Here is a 16,910-nt window from a genome sequence, read left to right as displayed (position 1 = left end):
GGGTTTTTCGTTCCGAGAACCGGCTGCCTGATCTTCGGCCCGCAGCTCAGTCGAGGAAATCGGCGCGGTGCGGCGTGAAGCTGTCGACCAGTCGTCCCGCCTCCAGCGCCTTGACGCCATGGACAAGGTTGGACGGAACGATGAAGCTGCTTCCCGTTTCCAGGACCTCGGTCCTGCCGTCGATGGTGACTTCGAAACAGCCTTCGGCGACGTAGCTTGCCTGGACATGCGGGTGCGAGTGCAGTGCGCCGACGCCGCCCTTGTCGAAACCGAACTCGACCATCATCAGTTCGTCCGTGTGCAGGAGCACGCGCCTGCGGTTGCCATCCGGCGTCGGCGTCCACGCAGCCTCGCCGGCATGCGAGAAGATTTTGGTTCCGGTCATCGCCAAACTCTCACCTTTTCATCGTGCCAGCCAGCCGCCGTCCACCGGCACCACCGCGCCGTGCATGTAGTTGGACGCCGGCGCCAGCAGGAAGACGGCTGCGTCGCCGATGTCTTCCGGCGCGCCCCAGCGTCCGGCCGGGATGCGCGCCAGGATCGAGGCGCTGCGGTCGGGATCGGCGCGCAGCGCCTCGGTGTTGTTGGTCTCGATATAGCCCGGCGCAATGCCGTTGACATTGATGCCCTTTGCCGCCCATTCACAGGCCAGCAGCCGGGTGATGCCGAGCACGCCGTGTTTGGAGGCGGTGTAGGAGGCGACACGGATGCCGCCCTGGAAGCTCAGCACCGAAGCGATGTTGACGATCTTGCCGCGCCGTCCCGGCTCGGCAAGCACGCGCCTGGCAAAACTCTGGCTGAGGAAGAACACCGTCTTCAGATTGACGCCGATGACGTCATCCCAGTCGGCTTCGGTCAGGTCGACCGCGTCGGCACGCCGGATGATGCCCGCATTGTTGACCAGGCCGTCGAGCGGTCCGGTGCCGTCCCAGACGCGGTCAAGCATCGCCTGGGCAGTTGCATCATCACCAAGATCGCAGCGGACCGCCTCGAAGCGGCCGCCGACAGCCGCAACCTTCTCCGCCGTCTCGTCCATCGCCGACCGGCCGACGCCGACGACCGCGCCGCCGGCGCGCACGATCGACACGGCGATGCCCTGGCCGATGCCGGTATTGGCGCCGGTGACGAGGATGCGCTTGCCGGCAAGGCTGAAGGCCGAGAGATCGCTCACCTGAGCTCCTCCATCGCCACCAGGTCGACATCGGTATAGTCGACATTGTCGCCGGCCATCGCCCAGATGAAGGCGTAGTTCGAGGTGCCGGCGCCCGAATGGATCGACCATCCCGGCGACAGCACCGCCTCCTCGTTGCGCATGACGAGATGGCGCGTTTCGTCCGGTTCGCCCATGAAGTGAAACACCCGCGCCGCCTCCGGCAGGTCGAAATAGAGATAGGCCTCCATGCGCCGGTCATGCACATGGCATGGCATGGTGTTCCAGACCGAACCGGGGGCAAGCTGCGTCATGCCGACGACAAGCTGACAGGTTTTTACGCCGTCGGCATGAATGAACTGGAAGATCGAGCGCTCGTTGGAGGTTGCCTGGCTGCCGAGATCGAGCCGCTTGGCATCGCCGATGCGGATCAGCCGGTTGGGGTGGCCCTGATGCGCCGGCGCGCTGAGCAGGTAGAACTTAGCCGGCTCAGCCGGATTGGCCGCAGCGAACGATACCTCATCCGTGCCCATGCCGAGATAGAGCATGTCGCGCGCCTGCAGCTCGTAGGATTGGCCGCCGGCTTTGACGACGCCTGCACCGGCGATGTTGACGATGATCATCTCACGGCGGTCGAGAAAATTCTTGGTCCCGGTCGGCTTGATCGCCTGCAGCGGCAGCGGTGTACCGGCGGGCATGGCGCCGCCGACGATCATGCGGTCGTAATGGGTGTAGGTCAGGCCGATGCGGCCGGGCTGGAACAAGTCCTCGATCAGGAAATTGTGTCGCAGCTCGTCCGTTCCCATGGCTGCGGCAGAAACAGGGTCGATGGCGAAGCGGGAGGTGAAATCCGTGTGATCGTCAGATTGAATCATTGCTGCCTCAATTGCTCATTCGGTTGCCGCGGCCTTGACCGAGTCGGCATAAAAAACCTGGCGCGCGTGCAGGCGCTCGCGATAGCGCTGCTGGCTGGCACCGAGATGCGCGCGCATCGCCTCCCGCGCCGCTTCGGCATCGCCTGACGAGATCGCATTGAGGATTACCAGATGCTCACGCTGCAGGCCGCGCTGATAGGCGTCCGATTGGGCGATCTCGGTCGACCAGGGCGAGGTCACGTCGCAAGGAATGGCGCGGCGGCCGAGCACGTCGAGCATCTCGACATAGAACGGATTGTTGGTGGCGCTGGCGATTGCACGGTGGAAGGCAAGGTCGGCCGGTCCAGTCGGCTCGCTGTTGAGGAGCAGCCGTTCGAACTCGAAGAAGGCTTCCTGGATTGCCGCTTCCTGCGCGGCGTTGCGCCGGATGGCGGCGAGCCCGGCGGATTCGATCTCGATCGCCAACCTGACTTCGAGCACGTTGAGGGCAATCGAATCCTTGCTGCCCATCTCCGCTGCCAGGGCACCGAACGCTGTCGAGATATGTTCGGTGACGAAAACGCCGGCGCCTTGGCGCGGCTCGACCAGGCCGTCCGCGGCAAGCTTGGCCAGCGCCTCGCGTATCACGGTGCGGCTGACCCCGAAGGTTTCCGTCAGCTGGCCCTCGGTCGGCAGCTTTTGCCCGGGCTGGATCTCGCCCGCCTGCAGCTGCTTGCGGATCGCAGCGACGACGGTTTCCGAAAGCTTCGGTCTTCGTTCGACGCGGAGCCCGACGGCAGTGTCCGATGCCATGTCGCACCCCCTATTTGAAGACGCTCGGCAGCCATAGCGAAATGGCCGGAATGTAAGTGACGAGCGCCAGCACCACGAGGCCTGCGCCATAGAACGGCCAGATCGAGCGCATCGATTCCCAGACGGATATCTTGCCCACTGCGCATGCCACGAACTGCACCGCGCCCACCGGCGGCGTGTTCAGCCCAATGCCGAAATTGAGGATCATGATGACGCCGAAATGCACCGGATCGACGCCGTAGGCCTGCGCCACGGGCAGGAAGATCGGCGTGCAAATGATGATCGTTGGCCCCATGTCCATGAACGTGCCGAGGAACAGCATCAGGAGGTTGAGCAGGAGAAGCACAACCAGCGGATCGTCCGAGATCGCGTTCATGGAGGCGATGAGCGCTGCCGGCACTTTCAGGAAGGCCATCAGCCACGAGAACGCCGCCGCCATGCCGATGATGAGCAGCACCATGGCCGTGGTGCGCACGGCGCCATGGGTGGCATGAACGAACCCTTCCCAGGTCATCTGCCGGTAAACGAAGACGGTCACGAGCAGCGCATAGATGACGGCGATACAGGAACTCTCGGTGGCGGTGAAGACGCCCGATCGCACGCCGCCGAAGATGATCGCGATCAACAGCAGGCCGGGCACGGCGACGGCGAAAAGATGCGCGACCGCGGTGAAGCCCGGAAACGCCTCGGTCGGATAGCCGCGGGAGCGCGCCACGATATAGGCGGTGACCATCAGCGACAGGGCCAGCAGCAGGCCCGGGATGATACCGGCCGTGAACAGATCGGCGATGGAGATCTTTCCGCCTGCCGAGATCGAGTAGATGATCATGTTGTGCGACGGCGGCAGCAGCAGCGCGATCAGCGCCGCCATCGACGTGACGTTGACGGCGTAGTCCGCTCCATATCCACGCGCCTTCATCTGCGGGATCATCAGGCCGCCTACCGCCGCTGCCTCCGCCACCGCTGAGCCGGAAATGCCGCCGAACAATGTAGCGGTGGCGATGTTGACCTGCCCGAGGCCGCCGCGCAGATGGCCGACGAGCGAGCCGGCGAAGGCAACGATCTTGCTGGCGATGCCGCCGCGCACCATCAAGTCGCCGGCGTAGATGAAAAACGGAATGGCCAGCAGCGAAAAGACGCTCATGCCGGAATTCAGGCGCTGGAATACGATCAGCGGCGGCAGGCCCATATAGAGGACGGTGGCGAGGCTTGCGACGCCGAGGCAGAAAGCGATCGGCGTGCCGATAAGCATCAGCAGGGTGAAGACGCCGAAGAGAATCCACAGTTCCATGGCGTCAGACCTTCACGTTGGCGGTGTCGAGTTCGGCCGCGACTTCGGCCGGCGGCAGTTCATCGAGGGCATCGTCGATCGGCGCGCCGGAGAGGCGAAGCACAATGCGCTCCAGCGTGAAGAGCACGATGAGCGCGCCTCCCGCGACAAGCGGGACGTAGTCCCAGCCCCCCGATATGCCGAGCGACGGCAAGACAGAGCCCCAGGTCAATGCGACCAGCTGACTGCCGTACCAGATCATGCCGATGCCGAAGGCGAGCGCGACGAGGTCCGAAATCATCCGCAGCCAGCGCTTGCCGCCTTTCGGCAGCACGTAGAGCAGGACGTCAAAGCCGAGGTGATAGTTCTCGCGCACGCCGACGGCAGCGCCGAGGAAAATGAACCAGCTCATCAGCATCACCGAGCCCGGCTCGGTCCAGCTCGGCGAGCGGTTCAGAATATAACGGCCGAACACCTGCCAGGCGACGAAGGCGGTCATCAGCACCAGCCCGATGCCGGCGATCGACAGCGCCGCCGTGCTGACGCGCGACATCACTTGCGCGACGCCGGACAGAAGCGGTGTTGGTCTTGGGCTGGAAGTCACCGGCTTTCTCCCCAGGAGGATGGCGGCGCGGAATGTCCGCGCCGCCGCTTGATCACTGCACGGCCTTGATGGCTTCGACCATGGCCTTCAGCTTGTCGTTCTTGACGTGCTTCTCGTAGACCGGCCCCATCGCGTCGATGAAGGGCTGCTTGTCCGGCGTCGTGATCTGCGAACCGGCCGCCTCGACCTTGGCGCGCGATTCCTTGACCTTGGCGGTCCACAGCTCGCGCTGCTTGGCGACGCTCTCCTTGGCGGCCGCCTTGAAGATCGCCTGGTCTTCCGGCGTCAGCTTGTCCCAGCTCGACTTCGCCATGACGAAGGCTTCCGGCACCATCGTGTGCTCGTCGAGCGAATAGTACTTGGCGACTTCCGCGTGCTTGGCGGTGTCGTAGCTCGGAAAATTGTTCTCCGCGCCGTCGATCACCCCGGTCTCGATCGCCGAATACACTTCGCCATACGGCATCGGCGTCGCGTTGGCGCCGAGTGCCGCCACCATGTCGACGAAGATGTCGGACTGGATGACGCGGAACTTCATCCCGGCCATGTCGGCTACGGTGTTGATCGGCTTCTTCGAATTGTAGAAGGAGCGCGAGCCGCCGTCGTAAAAGGCGAGCAGCACCAGCCCGACCTGGTCGAACGCCGCCGCGATCTGGTCGCCGATCGCCCCGTCCATGACCTTGTGCATATGCTCTTCCGAACGGAAGATGTAGGGCAGCGAGGGCACGGTGGTCTCCGGGATGAGCCCGTTGAACGGCGCCATCGAGACGCGGTTGAGATCGATCACGCCGGTGCGCACCTGCTCGATCGTGTCCTTTTCCTCGCCAAGTTGCGCGGAAGGATAGATCTCGACCACATAGCGGCCGCCCGTGCGCTCCTTCACCAGCTCGCCGAAATATTTGACCGCCTCGACCGTCGGATAGCCATCCGGGTGGGTGTCGGACGAGCGCAGGACCGTCTGGGCGCTTGCCGATCCGGCCAGCAGTGCGGCGGCAACTAGCGTAGCTCCCGCCAGTCTCGAAAAATGCAGCATTGGTTTCCTCCCGTTTTGAACGATGGCGGCAAGCGCCGTTAGAGCCGGTACGCCTTTTTCGCGAGCGTATAGGCAAGTTCCTGCGCCAGCTCGTGCGCTTCGTGCTCGCCGAGCCGATGCTCGGCGACGAGACGCGCCAGATATGCGCAATCGACCCGGCGCGCCACATCATGGCGGGCCGGTATGGATGGAAAGGCGCGGGTGTCGTCGTTGAAACCGACGGTGTTGTAGAAACCGGCCGTTTCGGTGGTCATCTCACGGAACCGGCGCATGCCTTCGGGGCTGTCGTGGAACCACCAGGCCGGCCCGAGCTTCAATGCCGGATAGACGCCGGCGAGCGGCGCCAGCTCGCGCGCATAGCTGGTCTCGTCGAGGGTGAAGAGGATGATGGTGAGGTCGCGCTCCAGCCCGACACAGTCGAGCAGTGGCTTCAGCGCCGTCACATAGTCGGTTCGGGTCGGAATATCGAAGCCTTTGTCCCTGCCGAACTTGTGAAAGATAGCCGGCGAATGATTGCGCCAGGAGCCGGGATGGATCTGCAGGACCAGCCCGTCGTCGCGGCTCATCTTGGCCATCTCGGTCAGCATCTGGGCGCGGAACAGCTTTCGCTCGCGCTCGTCGTCCGAGCCCCGGCGGATGCGGTTGAACAGCTCCTGCGCGGCGGCATCCGAGAGATTGGCGGTTTCGGCCGTCGGATGGCCGTGATCGGAGGAAGTCGCGCCAAAGCTCTTGAAGAAGGCCCGCCGCTGGCGATGCGCATCGAGATAGCCGGCCCAATTGCCGGTGTCGCAGCCGGTGATCTCGCCAAGCCGGTCGAGATTGGCCGAAAAGCCTTCGAAGTCGGGATCGACGATCGCATCCGGCCGATAGGCGGTGACGACGCGGCCCTCCCAGCCGCTGTCGCGGATCATCTGGTGCCATCTGAGATCGTCGAGCGCGCCTTCGGTCGTTGCGATGACTTCAATGTTGAAGCGCTCGAACAGCGCTCGCGGGCGAAAATTCTCCCACTGCAGCAAGGTCGAGATCATGTCGTAATGGCGGTCGGCGGTTGCGGCCGTCAGCGGCTCGTCGATGCCGAACAGGTGGGCAAGCACGTGGTCGAACCACAGCCGGGTCGGCGTACCCCGGAACAGGTAATAATGCTCGGCGAAGCACCGCCAGATCGTTCTGCCGTCGGTTTCAACCGGCGAGCCGTCAAGCGTCGGCACCCCAAGCTCCTCAAGCCGAACGCCCTGGCTGAACAGCATGCGGAAAATGTAGTGGTCCGGCACGATCAGCAACTGCGCCGGATCGGGAAACGCCTCGTTGAGCGCATACCAGCGCGGATCGGTGTGGCCGTGCGGGCTGACGATCGGCAGGTCTTTGACCGCGGCATAGAGATCGCGGGCCAGCGAACGCGGGCGCGCCTCGGCGGCAAACAGCAAGTCCGGATCCGTCAATGCGGCCACGTGAATCCTCCCAATCCGGACATCGGTAGGGTTGGAAAGAAATAATGTCAACATACAAAAACTGGGTTGTTGTATGATGACTTTTCGTCGGCCATTGCCCATTGTGCGTGACGGCATCGGGTGTTAGGCCGCCTGCCAGCAGTGACCCAACAATCTCGATCAGACACGTGGCGCAATGACCAATAGACGCCTTTCCAACAGCACGCTGAAGGCACTGCCGGCTTCGGTCGCGGTCCCGCGCTACGCCCGCGGCGCTATTGCACCGGGCATCGTCCATCTCGGCGTCGGTGCCTTCCATCGCGCCCACCAGGCGGCCTATGTCGACGACTGCCTGGCGGCGGGTGAGGCGGACTGGGGCATTGTCGGCGTGTCCTTGCGCAGTCCTGACACGCGCGACGCACTGGCGCCGCAGGATGGCCACTACACGCTGGCGATCAGGAGCAGCGTCGGCGAAGAGCTGCGCGTCGTCGGCTCGATCCTGTCGCTGCTGGTGGCGCCGGAAGATCCGGCTGCGGTGCTCGCCGCCCTGACCGATCCGCGCACCCGCATCGTCACGCTGACGATCACCGAAAAGGCCTATTTGAGGGCAGCCGGCGGCGGCCTCGACAATACCCACCCCGACATCGTCCATGATCTGGCCAACCCGCAAATGCCACGGACGGCGCATGGTTTCCTGACCGAGGCGCTGTCGCGCCGCCGTGCCGCCGGCATCCAGCCTTTCACCGTGCTCTGCTGCGACAACCTTCCGGCCAATGGTGCCACACTGCACCGCCTGCTGGTCGAATTCGCCGCACTGCGCGATGCCAGGCTCGCCACTTCGGGCGATGCCAGGCTCGCCGCACACATCGCCGACGGCGTCGCCTTCCCGTCGAGCATGGTCGACCGCATCGTGCCGGCGACCACCGATGCCGACCGGGCGCGTATCGCCGTCGAGCTCGGCGTCGAGGATGCCTGGCCGGTGATGACCGAGCCGTTCTGCCAATGGGTGGTCGAGGATGATTTCCCGGCAGGCAGGCCGGCCTGGGAAAAGTTCGGCGTCACCATGGTCGGCGACGTCGGGCCCTTCGAGGACATGAAGCTGCGGCTGCTCAACGGTTCGCATTCGGCAATCGCCTATCTCGGCCTGCTCAGCGGCTACGACACGGTCGACCGCGCCTTTGCCGATCCGGCGATCCGGCAATTCGTCGACGGACTATGGGCCGAGGCCATCCCGACGCTGCCGCAGGACGCCGGGCTCGATACGGCCGGCTACACGGCCCAGCTCGCCGAACGCTATTCGAACACCGCGCTCGCCCATCGCACCGCGCAGATCGCCAATGACGGCAGCCAGAAGCTGTCGCAGCGCATCGTCGCCTCGGCCCTTGATCGGCTGGGCGCCGGTGACCCGCCCGCGCATCTCATGCTGGTGGTGGCGGCCTGGATTGCCGCTTGCGAGGCGCGCGGCAAAACCTTGCCGGAAGCCCATTTCACCGACCCGATCGACACTCGGCTTACGGCGCTCGGCAGCCGGCCGGCTGATGAAACGGTGACAGCGATGTTCGATCTCGCCGGCTTCGCCAAGGACCATGCCCACCGCATGACACTGATCGATCTGACGGCAGCCCATCTCGAGCGCCTGCGGCGGGGCGGCACTGCCGCAGCTTTGGCGGCGCTTGGCATAGGGAGTGAGAAGCCATGAGACAGACCTGGCGCTGGTTCGGGCCGGACGATCCGGTGACGCTTGCCCATGTCCGTCAGGCCGGCGCCGTCGGCATCGTCAGCGCGCTGCATCACCTCAATGACGGCCGCGCCTGGCCGGCGGACGAGATCGCCAGGCGCAAGGCCGAGATCGAGGCAGCAGGCCTGACCTGGGATGTGGTCGAGAGCATCGTCGTCCATGAGGACATCAAGACCCGCAGCGGCAACTGGCGCAGCCTGATCGACAATTACAAGGCGTCGGTCCGCGCCGTCGCCGCCGCCGGGATCAATACCGTCTGCTATAATTTCATGGCGATCACCGACTGGACGCGCACAGACCTCGATTATCCCATGCCGCATGGCGGCACGGCGCTGCGCTTCGATGTCGTCGAGCTCTGCGCCTATGACGTCTTCATCCTCGAGCGAGAAGGGGCCGAGGCCGATCACCCACCGGCCCGCGTCGAGGCCGCGCGTGCGCGACTGCAAGGGATGAGCGACAGCGACAAGGCAAGGCTGGAGCGAAACCTGATCGGCTGGGTCCCGGCGCGCGAATTCATCTTCGATCGGGCAAGCTTCCGCCGCGCCCTCGACCTCTACAAGGACGTCTCCACCGAAGGCCTGCGCGAAAACCTGTTTGCCTTCCTGCGCGAGATCGTGCCGATCGCCGAAGAGGCCGGAGTCAGATTGGCGATCCACCACGACGATCCGCCCTTTTCGCTGTTCGGCCTGCCGCGCATCGTTTCCAACGCCAATGATGCCCGCGCGCTGCTCGACGCGGTCGCTTCGCCGGCTAACGGGCTGACCCTGTGCACCGGCTCCTACGGCGCGGGCGCGCAGAACGATCTGCCGACGATGGCCGAGGCCTTCGCCGAAAACATCCATTTCGCCCATCTGCGCAATGTCACCAAGGAGCCAGACGGCTCCTTCCACGAAGCCGAGCACCTCGACGGCGACACCGACATGGTGGCGGTCGTGTCGGCGCTGATTGGCGAAGAGCGGCGGCGCAAGGCGGCAGGCAGGGCGGACTGGCAGATCCCGATGCGTCCGGACCATGGCCATGCCATTGTCGATGACATCGGCAAGAAGGTGAACCCCGGCTATTCCTGCATCGGCCGCCTGAAGGGCCTCGCCGAACTGCGCGGCGTCATGCGCGCAGTAGAGGCACTGACGGTGTGACCAGCCCCCCTTCTCCCCTTGTGGGAGAAGGTGGCCGAGCGGAGCTCGGTCGGATGAGGGGTGCTCCAGGGATCGCCGCCGTCTCAGTTCTTCCAACACCCCTCAACCGTCTCGGCGCTGCGCGCCGATCCACCTTCTCCCACAAGGGGAGAAGGCAAGGGGCGCCTGTTAAGCCGGCAACAGCGCACCTTCAAGCGTCGTAAGCTGGTTGAGGAACTGCTCGGCCTTGCTGCGGGTCTGGTCGTCCTTGGCGTCGGCGGCGTCTTCCCTGGCCTCCTGGATGCGGCGGGCAAGGTCGGCGCGGTCGATGTCGCCGACGGCCACAGCCGATTCCGCCAGCAGCGTGCAGCCGGCCGGAACGATGTCGGCAAAGCCGCCGAACACCACATAGCGCTCTTCCTTGCCTTGGGCGGTCTTTAGCGTGACGACGCCCGGCTTGATCGTCGTCATGACCGGCGCGTGATGCGCCATGACAGTCATTTCGCCCTCGGCGCCCGGAATGACGACGGATTCGACCTGCTCGGAAACCAAGAGGCGCTCCGGCGAGACCAGTTCGAATTTGAAAGCTTCAGGCATGATCAATTTAGCGACTGGTGAATGGTGAATGGTGAATAGTCAGAAAGAATGACCTTCACTCAGCCCCCGATTTCCTATCCGCTACTCCCCATTCACAATTCACTATCGACCATTCACCATCAGGCCGCTTCAGCGGCCAGGCGCTGTGCCTTCTCGACCGCTTCCTCGATGCCGCCGACCATGTAGAAGGCGGCCTCCGGCAGATGGTCGTAATCGCCGTTGCAAAGGCCCTTGAAGCCCTTGATGGTGTCGGCGAGGTCGACCAGCTTGCCCGGTGCGCCGGTGAACACTTCGGCGACGAAGAAGGGCTGCGACAGGAAGCGCTCGATCTTGCGGGCGCGGGCCACGGTCTGCTTATCCTCTTCCGACAGCTCGTCCATGCCCAGGATGGCGATGATGTCCTGCAACGACTTGTAGCGCTGAAGGATCGACTGCACCTGGCGGGCGACCTGGTAATGCTCTTCGCCGACAACCATCGGGTCGAGCATGCGCGAGGTCGAATCGAGCGGATCGACCGCCGGATAGATGCCCTTTTCCGAAATCGCGCGGTTGAGCACGGTCGTCGCGTCGAGGTGGGCGAACGAGGTCGCCGGTGCAGGGTCGGTCAGGTCGTCGGCCGGCACATAGATCGCCTGCACCGAGGTGATCGAACCCTTGGTCGTCGTGGTGATACGCTCCTGCAGCGCACCCATGTCGGTGGCCAGCGTCGGCTGGTAGCCCACGGCCGAAGGAATGCGGCCGAGCAGCGCCGACACTTCCGAGCCCGCCTGCGTGAAACGGAAGATGTTGTCTACGAAGAACAGCACGTCCTGGCCCTGATCGCGGAAATATTCGGCAACCGTCAGCCCGGTCAGGCCGACGCGGGCGCGGGCGCCCGGCGGCTCGTTCATCTGGCCATAGACGAGCGCGGCCTTGGAGCCTTCGCCGCCGCCCTTCTTGTTGACGCCAGACTCGATGAACTCGTGATAGAGGTCGTTGCCTTCGCGGGTGCGCTCGCCGACGCCGGCGAACACCGAGAAGCCGCCATGCGCCTTGGCGACGTTGTTGATCAGTTCCTGGATCAGCACCGTCTTGCCGACGCCGGCGCCGCCGAACAGGCCGATCTTGCCGCCGCGGGCATAGGGGGCCAGCAGGTCGAGCACCTTGATGCCGGTGACCAGGATCTGCGCTTCCGTCGACTGCTCGACATAGGTCGGCGCCGGCTGGTGAATCGAGCGCATCTCGATGCCGTCGACCGGGCCTGCCTCGTCGACCGGCTCGCCGATGACGTTGATGATGCGGCCGAGCATGCCCGGGCCGACCGGCACGGTGATCGGAGCGCCGGTATCATAGACGTCCTGGCCGCGGACCAGACCTTCGGTCGAGTCCATGGCGATGCAGCGCACGGTGTTTTCGCCCAGATGCTGGGCCACCTCTAGCACCAGGCGATTGCCGACGTTGATCGTCTCAAGCGCGTTCAGGATCGCCGGCAGATGTTCGCCGAACTGGACGTCGACAACGGCGCCGATGACCTGGCGAACCTTGCCTGCCAGGCCGGTTTTCTTGATGGTGGCGGCCGGCGCATTCACAGCGGCGGCCTTGGTTGCTGCCGCCTTCTTGGCCGGAGCGGCCTTTGCTGCTGCCGGAGCCTTCGCTGGTGCCGCGGCCTTCGGGGCTACCGTCTTCGGGGTCGCTGCTTTCGCCATCGTTCTTACCCTTTTCGTCTCTTTGTTTCTCACACGCTTGAGGTCGATGACCTCCTTGTGGGCGTGCCTAGAGCGCCTCGGCGCCCGAAATGATTTCGATCAATTCCTTGGTGATCTGCGCCTGCCGCTGGCGGTTGTAGGTGATCGACAATTTGTTGATCATGTCGCCGGCGTTGCGCGTCGCATTGTCCATGGCGCTCATCTTGGCGCCCATCTCGCCGGCAGCATTCTCGAGCAGCGCGCGAAAAACCTGCACGGAAATGTTGCGCGGGATGAGATCGGAGAGGATCTCGCCCGGCTCCGGCTCGTATTCGTAGACGGCGCTGCCGCCATCCCTCACTTCCGCGCCAGCCGCAGGCGCGCCCGCCGGGATAATTTGCTGCGCCGTCGGGATCTGGCTGATCACCGACTTGAACTGCGAATAGAACAGCGTGCAGATATCGAAGCCGCCTTCGTTGAACAGGTGGATCACCTTCTTGGCGATGGCATCGGCATTGACGAAGCCCAGCGTCTTGACCTCGCGCAGGTCGACACGCTCGATGATCAGCGCCCCGTAGTCGCGGCGCAATATGTCGAACCCCTTCTTGCCGACGCAGATGATCTTGACCTGCTTGCCGTCTGCCAGAAGCTTACGGATGTGGTCGCGGGCAAAGCGGGCGATCTGCGAATTGAAGCCGCCGCACAGACCGCGTTCGGCCGTGCAGACGACAAGCAGATGCACGTCGTCCTTGCCGGTGCCGGTCATCAGCGCCGGGGCATCGCCGCCGCCGCCGATCGCCTGGGTGATGTTGGCCAGCACCGCGCCCATGCGCTCCGAATAGGGACGCGCCGCTTCCGCCGCTTCCTGCGCGCGACGCAGCTTCGCCGCGGCGACCATCTGCATCGCCTTGGTGATCTTCTGCGTCGCCTTGACCGAGGCGATACGGTTACGAAGGTCTTTTAACGAAGGCATGCTTCAAACCTGATCCCGTCCGTCCTGCTCAAGCAAAGGTCTTGGCGAAGGCGTCGATTTCTGCCTTCAGCCTGGCGCGCAGATCGTCGGACAGCGCCTTCTCCTTGCGGATGCCGTCGAGCACGTCCTTGCCGGCCGAGCGCATATGCGACAACAGGCCATGCTCGAACTTGCCGACCTGGTTGATCGCCAGCTTGTCGAGATAGCCGTTGACGCCGGCGAAGATCACCGCGACCTGCTCCTCGACTTTGAGCGGCGAGAATTGCGGCTGCTTCAACAGCTCGGTCAGACGCGAGCCGCGGTTGAGCAGGCGTTGCGTGGCGGCATCGAGGTCGGAGCCGAACTGCGCGAAAGCAGCCATTTCGCGGTACTGCGCGAGCTCGCCCTTGATTGACCCGGCAACCTGCTTCATCGCCTTGATCTGCGCCGAGGAGCCGACGCGCGACACCGACAGGCCGACATTGACCGCCGGGCGCACGCCCTGGAAGAACAGATTGGTTTCCAGGAAGATCTGGCCGTCGGTGATCGAGATGACGTTGGTCGGGATATAGGCCGAAACGTCGTTGGCCTGCGTTTCGATGATCGGCAGCGCCGTCAGAGACCCGCCGCCATTTTCGTCGTTGAGCTTGGCAGCGCGCTCGAGCAGGCGCGAGTGCAGGTAGAAGACGTCGCCGGGATAGGCCTCGCGGCCCGGAGGACGGCGCAGCAGCAGCGACATCTGGCGATAGGCGACGGCCTGCTTCGACAGATCGTCGTAGCTGATCAGCGCGTGCATGCCGTTGTCGCGGAAATATTCGCCCATGGTGCAGGCGGTGAACGGCGCCAGGAACTGCATCGGCGCCGGATCGGAGGCGGTCGCGGCGATGATGATCGAATAGTCGAGCGCGCCGCGCTCTTCCAGGACCTTGACGAACTGCGCCACGGTCGAGCGCTTCTGGCCGACGGCGACATAGACGCAGTACAGCTTTTCCTTCTCAGGGCCGTTGTCGTGCACCGATTTCTGGTTGAGCATGGTGTCGAGGATGATCGCGGTCTTGCCGGTCTGGCGGTCGCCGATGACCAGCTCGCGCTGGCCGCGGCCGACCGGGATCAACGCGTCGATGGCCTTGAGGCCGGTCGACATTGGCTCGTTCACCGATTTGCGCGGGATGATGCCGGGCGCTTTGACGTCGACGCGCTTGCGTTCGGTGGCCTGGATCGGGCCTTTGCCGTCGATCGGGTTGCCGAGCGCGTCGACGACGCGGCCGAGCAGACCCATGCCGACGGGTGCATCGACGATGGCGCCGGTGCGCTTGACGGTGTCGCCTTCCTTGATGTCGCGGTCGGCGCCGAAGATGACAACGCCGACATTGTCGGCTTCGAGGTTGAGCGCCATGCCGCGGATGCCGCCGGGGAACTCGACCATCTCGCCGGCCTGGACATTGTCGAGGCCGTAGACGCGGGCGATACCGTCACCGACGGACAGCACCTGGCCGACTTCGGAGACCTCGGCCTCCTTGCCGAAATTCTTGATCTGGTCTTTCAGAATTGCGGAAATTTCCGCGGCGCGGATGTCCATCAGCCGACCTCTTTCAGTGCAAGCTTGAGCGAATTGAGTTTGGTTTTGAGCGACGTATCGATCTGGCGCGAGCCGATCTTGACCACCAGTCCGCCGAGCAGCGACGGATCGACGGTGACCGTGATCGCCACGTCTTTGCCGGCGACGCTTTTCAGCGCTGCTTTCAGCTCGGTTTCCTGGGCAGGCGTCAGCGCATGCGCCGAGGTGACCTCGGCAGCGGTCTCGCCGCGGTGTTCGGCGGCGATCCGGCGGAACGCCTTGATCATGCCGGGCACGGCGAACAGCCGGCGATTCTGGGCAACGACGCGCAGGAAATTGCCGGTGAGGCCGGTAATCCCTGCTCTGTCGGCGATCGCGGCGATCGCCTTGGCCTGGTCCTCGCTGGAGAAGACAGGGCTCCTGATCAGCCGCGAAAGGTCAGCGCTGCCTTCGAGCATCGTTTCGAACCTGTTGAGGTCGGCCTCGACGCTGGCGACCGAATTGGCCTGCAGCGCGAGTTCGAACAGCGAACCCGCATAGCGTTCTGCGACACCTGAGATTGGCGATGACGATTGGGCCACGGACCGTCTTTTCTCTTGTCTGACAGGCCGCAGATTGTTGGCGCGAGCAAAAACTCTGGCTAAATCTTTGACCTTACTGCATTTTTCCAAGCACGGAGGCGCGGCTTCCGCTATCCCCGGTCGAAAGTCGATTGCCGTCTAGCACAGGCATTTTCAGACCGCAATGCGTCGTCCGGCATGGTTTTCAGGCACTATTGTCGCATCCGCCGGGCGAGTTCAGCAACCAACCCCGGATTGATCCATGATTCAGGGCAAAAAGCCGAAGGCGAAGGCAAGCGGCAGCGCCGCCAGCACCAGCTCGACGACGATGGAAGCCCAGTTGAACGGCGTGTTGGCGCCGTCCGACATCATCGATAGCAGCCGGCCGAAGGCGGTGAACAGCCAGGAGAAGCCGAGCGCCATATAGAGCAGCGGCTGCGCCAAGAGGATGCAGCACAGGCTGACACCGAGATAGAAGCCCGACATCCTGCCGCGACCTTCGGCGATCGCCGCCGCCTTCTCGGGCTTGACCTGCAGCCTGAGAATCCGGAAGGCCAGCCCTGGCGCCAGGAACAGCAGCAGCCCGAAAAGCAAGGTCACGACGGCGCTTGACCATGCCAGCCACTCGCCCTGGCTCATCGGCCATGGAAACGCAAATTCCATCCTTGTCCCCTCGTAAATGGATATTCAAAATTTTCGGGCATTCTAGCGAAGCAAGAGACATGCGCCAGATGGGCCGTCGCAATTTACGGGGCGTCAGCCCAACGCGAGCGCCGTTGTATCGACCGGGCTAACAGGACGTTACACAACGGGCTGTTTTTTTCTGCACAATTCCTATATTGTGACTACATGAGACCACAAGAGGTTCCGCGCATGAAGACGATGCAACTACGAGAGGCAAAGGCCAGCCTTTCCGCGCTCGTGGAGGCTGCTGAGAACGGTGAGCCCACGGTTATCACCAAGCACGGCAAGCCCGCAGTCATGGTGGTGCCAATCGGTGAGGGACGGAAACTTTATCCGCAGAACAGCCAAAAAGACTTCGTGGATTTCCTGCTTCAGTATCCAGGCGGCATCGAGCTTGAGCGAAACGAATCGCCGTCGCGGGAAGTGGAGTTTTGACCGGCTATCTGCTTGATACGTCTTTTCTCTCGGCATTTGCACCTGGTCGGCCTCTGCTTCCGGCACACGTGCAGAACTGGGTTGCCGAACAAGGAGAACGCGGCTCTTGGCAGCTCTCGTCGATCGTCATCTTGGAGGTGGAACGAGGAATCGCGAAACTGAAGCGGGCGGGCGGGCATATGAAGGCAGAGCGCATCAATGAGTGGTTCGAAAGGTTGCTTCTAGAGTTCAACCAGCGCATCCTTCCCATCGATTTAGCAATCGCGCGAGAAGCCGGAAAACTGGAAGACGCCACTATCGCCAGAGGCGCCAATCCGGGTCTGGCGGACGTTCTGATCGCAGCTACTGCCCGTTTGCACGGCCTGTCAGTTTTGACGGCCAACACCCGGCATTTTGCGATTCTCGACGTGCCTTACCTGAACCCATTCACCGAACGCGCCTCGAAAGGGTAATTCGACA

18 protein-coding genes are annotated in these 16,910 nt (G+C 63.7%); 4 read left to right on the top strand and 14 right to left on the bottom strand.

What is annotated here, in order from left to right:
- Positions 1-46: 46 nt before the first annotated feature.
- The 8 genes from NKH28_RS13015 to uxaC all read right to left on the bottom strand — a co-directional run bounded on the left by NKH28_RS13015 (position 47) and on the right by uxaC (position 7,169).
- Positions 47-385, bottom strand: a complete 339-nt coding sequence (locus NKH28_RS13015; protein WP_352979097.1) for a cupin domain-containing protein — start codon at positions 383-385, stop codon at positions 47-49.
- 18 nt (positions 386-403) lie between these two features.
- Positions 404-1,171: a 2-dehydro-3-deoxy-D-gluconate 5-dehydrogenase KduD gene (kduD, locus tag NKH28_RS13010; protein WP_352979095.1), complete on the bottom strand. Its 768-nt coding sequence runs from the start codon at positions 1,169-1,171 to the stop codon at positions 404-406.
- Positions 1,168-2,025, bottom strand: a complete 858-nt coding sequence (kduI, locus tag NKH28_RS13005) for a 5-dehydro-4-deoxy-D-glucuronate isomerase (RefSeq protein ID WP_352979093.1) — start codon at positions 2,023-2,025, stop codon at positions 1,168-1,170. The genes kduD and kduI overlap by 4 nt, the downstream gene beginning before the upstream one ends.
- Positions 2,026-2,040: 15 nt before the next feature.
- Positions 2,041-2,817 carry a FadR/GntR family transcriptional regulator gene (locus tag NKH28_RS13000; protein ID WP_352613286.1) on the bottom strand — a complete coding sequence of 259 codons (777 nt, stop codon included), beginning with the start codon at positions 2,815-2,817 and terminating at the stop codon, positions 2,041-2,043.
- Between the two features lie 10 nt (positions 2,818-2,827).
- Complete coding sequence (locus NKH28_RS12995; protein WP_023678089.1) at positions 2,828-4,108, bottom strand: TRAP transporter large permease; 1,281 nt, start codon at positions 4,106-4,108, stop codon at positions 2,828-2,830.
- A gap of 4 nt (positions 4,109-4,112) precedes the next feature.
- Positions 4,113-4,640, bottom strand: coding sequence for a TRAP transporter small permease (locus NKH28_RS12990; protein WP_352979198.1), 528 nt, complete (start codon positions 4,638-4,640; stop codon positions 4,113-4,115).
- A gap of 103 nt (positions 4,641-4,743) precedes the next feature.
- Positions 4,744-5,721 (bottom strand): TRAP transporter substrate-binding protein, encoded by a 978-nt coding sequence (locus NKH28_RS12985; RefSeq protein WP_352979091.1) that lies wholly within the window; start codon positions 5,719-5,721, stop codon positions 4,744-4,746.
- A gap of 38 nt (positions 5,722-5,759) precedes the next feature.
- Complete coding sequence (gene uxaC, locus NKH28_RS12980) at positions 5,760-7,169, bottom strand: glucuronate isomerase (protein WP_352979089.1); 1,410 nt, start codon at positions 7,167-7,169, stop codon at positions 5,760-5,762.
- 175 nt (positions 7,170-7,344) lie between these two features.
- Here uxaC and NKH28_RS12975 point away from each other — a divergent pair, with 175 nt between their 5' ends.
- A complete protein-coding gene (locus NKH28_RS12975) occupies positions 7,345-8,847 on the top strand; it encodes a mannitol dehydrogenase family protein (RefSeq protein ID WP_352772104.1) in 1,503 nt (500 codons plus the stop codon).
- Positions 8,844-10,022, top strand: a complete 1,179-nt coding sequence (gene uxuA / locus NKH28_RS12970; protein WP_352979087.1) for a mannonate dehydratase — start codon at positions 8,844-8,846, stop codon at positions 10,020-10,022. The genes NKH28_RS12975 and uxuA overlap by 4 nt, the downstream gene beginning before the upstream one ends.
- A gap of 168 nt (positions 10,023-10,190) precedes the next feature.
- Here uxuA and NKH28_RS12965 read toward each other — a convergent pair whose 3' ends face one another.
- The 6 genes from NKH28_RS12965 to NKH28_RS12940 form a co-directional block, all read right to left on the bottom strand.
- Positions 10,191-10,598, bottom strand: coding sequence for a F0F1 ATP synthase subunit epsilon (locus tag NKH28_RS12965; protein ID WP_023678096.1), 408 nt, complete (start codon positions 10,596-10,598; stop codon positions 10,191-10,193).
- Positions 10,599-10,717: 119 nt separating this feature from the next.
- The gene (atpD, locus tag NKH28_RS12960) at positions 10,718-12,283 is read right to left on the bottom strand and encodes a F0F1 ATP synthase subunit beta (protein ID WP_352683656.1); all 1,566 of its coding nucleotides are present in this window, start codon (positions 12,281-12,283) and stop codon (positions 10,718-10,720) included.
- 67 nt (positions 12,284-12,350) lie between these two features.
- A complete protein-coding gene (locus NKH28_RS12955) occupies positions 12,351-13,235 on the bottom strand; it encodes a F0F1 ATP synthase subunit gamma (RefSeq protein ID WP_352471280.1) in 885 nt (294 codons plus the stop codon).
- Between the two features lie 28 nt (positions 13,236-13,263).
- The gene (atpA, locus tag NKH28_RS12950; protein WP_352489181.1) at positions 13,264-14,793 is read right to left on the bottom strand and encodes a F0F1 ATP synthase subunit alpha; all 1,530 of its coding nucleotides are present in this window, start codon (positions 14,791-14,793) and stop codon (positions 13,264-13,266) included.
- On the bottom strand, positions 14,793-15,353 hold the full coding sequence (locus NKH28_RS12945; protein WP_352540923.1) for a F0F1 ATP synthase subunit delta: 561 nt from the start codon (positions 15,351-15,353) through the stop codon (positions 14,793-14,795). The genes atpA and NKH28_RS12945 overlap by 1 nt, the downstream gene beginning before the upstream one ends.
- A 246-nt stretch (positions 15,354-15,599) precedes the next feature.
- Positions 15,600-15,995 carry an AGROH133_08824 family phage infection protein gene (locus NKH28_RS12940; RefSeq protein WP_352500793.1) on the bottom strand — a complete coding sequence of 132 codons (396 nt, stop codon included), beginning with the start codon at positions 15,993-15,995 and terminating at the stop codon, positions 15,600-15,602.
- Positions 15,996-16,205: 210 nt separating this feature from the next.
- Between NKH28_RS12940 and NKH28_RS12935 the strand changes: the two genes are divergently transcribed.
- Both NKH28_RS12935 and NKH28_RS12930 read left to right on the top strand, forming a co-directional pair.
- Positions 16,206-16,451 (top strand): type II toxin-antitoxin system Phd/YefM family antitoxin, encoded by a 246-nt coding sequence (locus NKH28_RS12935; protein WP_254018681.1) that lies wholly within the window; start codon positions 16,206-16,208, stop codon positions 16,449-16,451.
- Entirely contained in the window at positions 16,448-16,903 is a 456-nt protein-coding gene (locus NKH28_RS12930) for a type II toxin-antitoxin system VapC family toxin (RefSeq protein ID WP_352471284.1), read from the top strand. The genes NKH28_RS12935 and NKH28_RS12930 overlap by 4 nt, the downstream gene beginning before the upstream one ends.
- Positions 16,904-16,910: the final 7 nt, after the last annotated feature.

The organism is Mesorhizobium sp. M1227 (assembly GCF_040318315.1).
In the GTDB taxonomy this organism is placed as follows: Bacteria; Pseudomonadota; Alphaproteobacteria; order Rhizobiales; family Rhizobiaceae; genus Mesorhizobium.
This window is presented reverse-complemented; position numbering and strand designations above follow the sequence as displayed.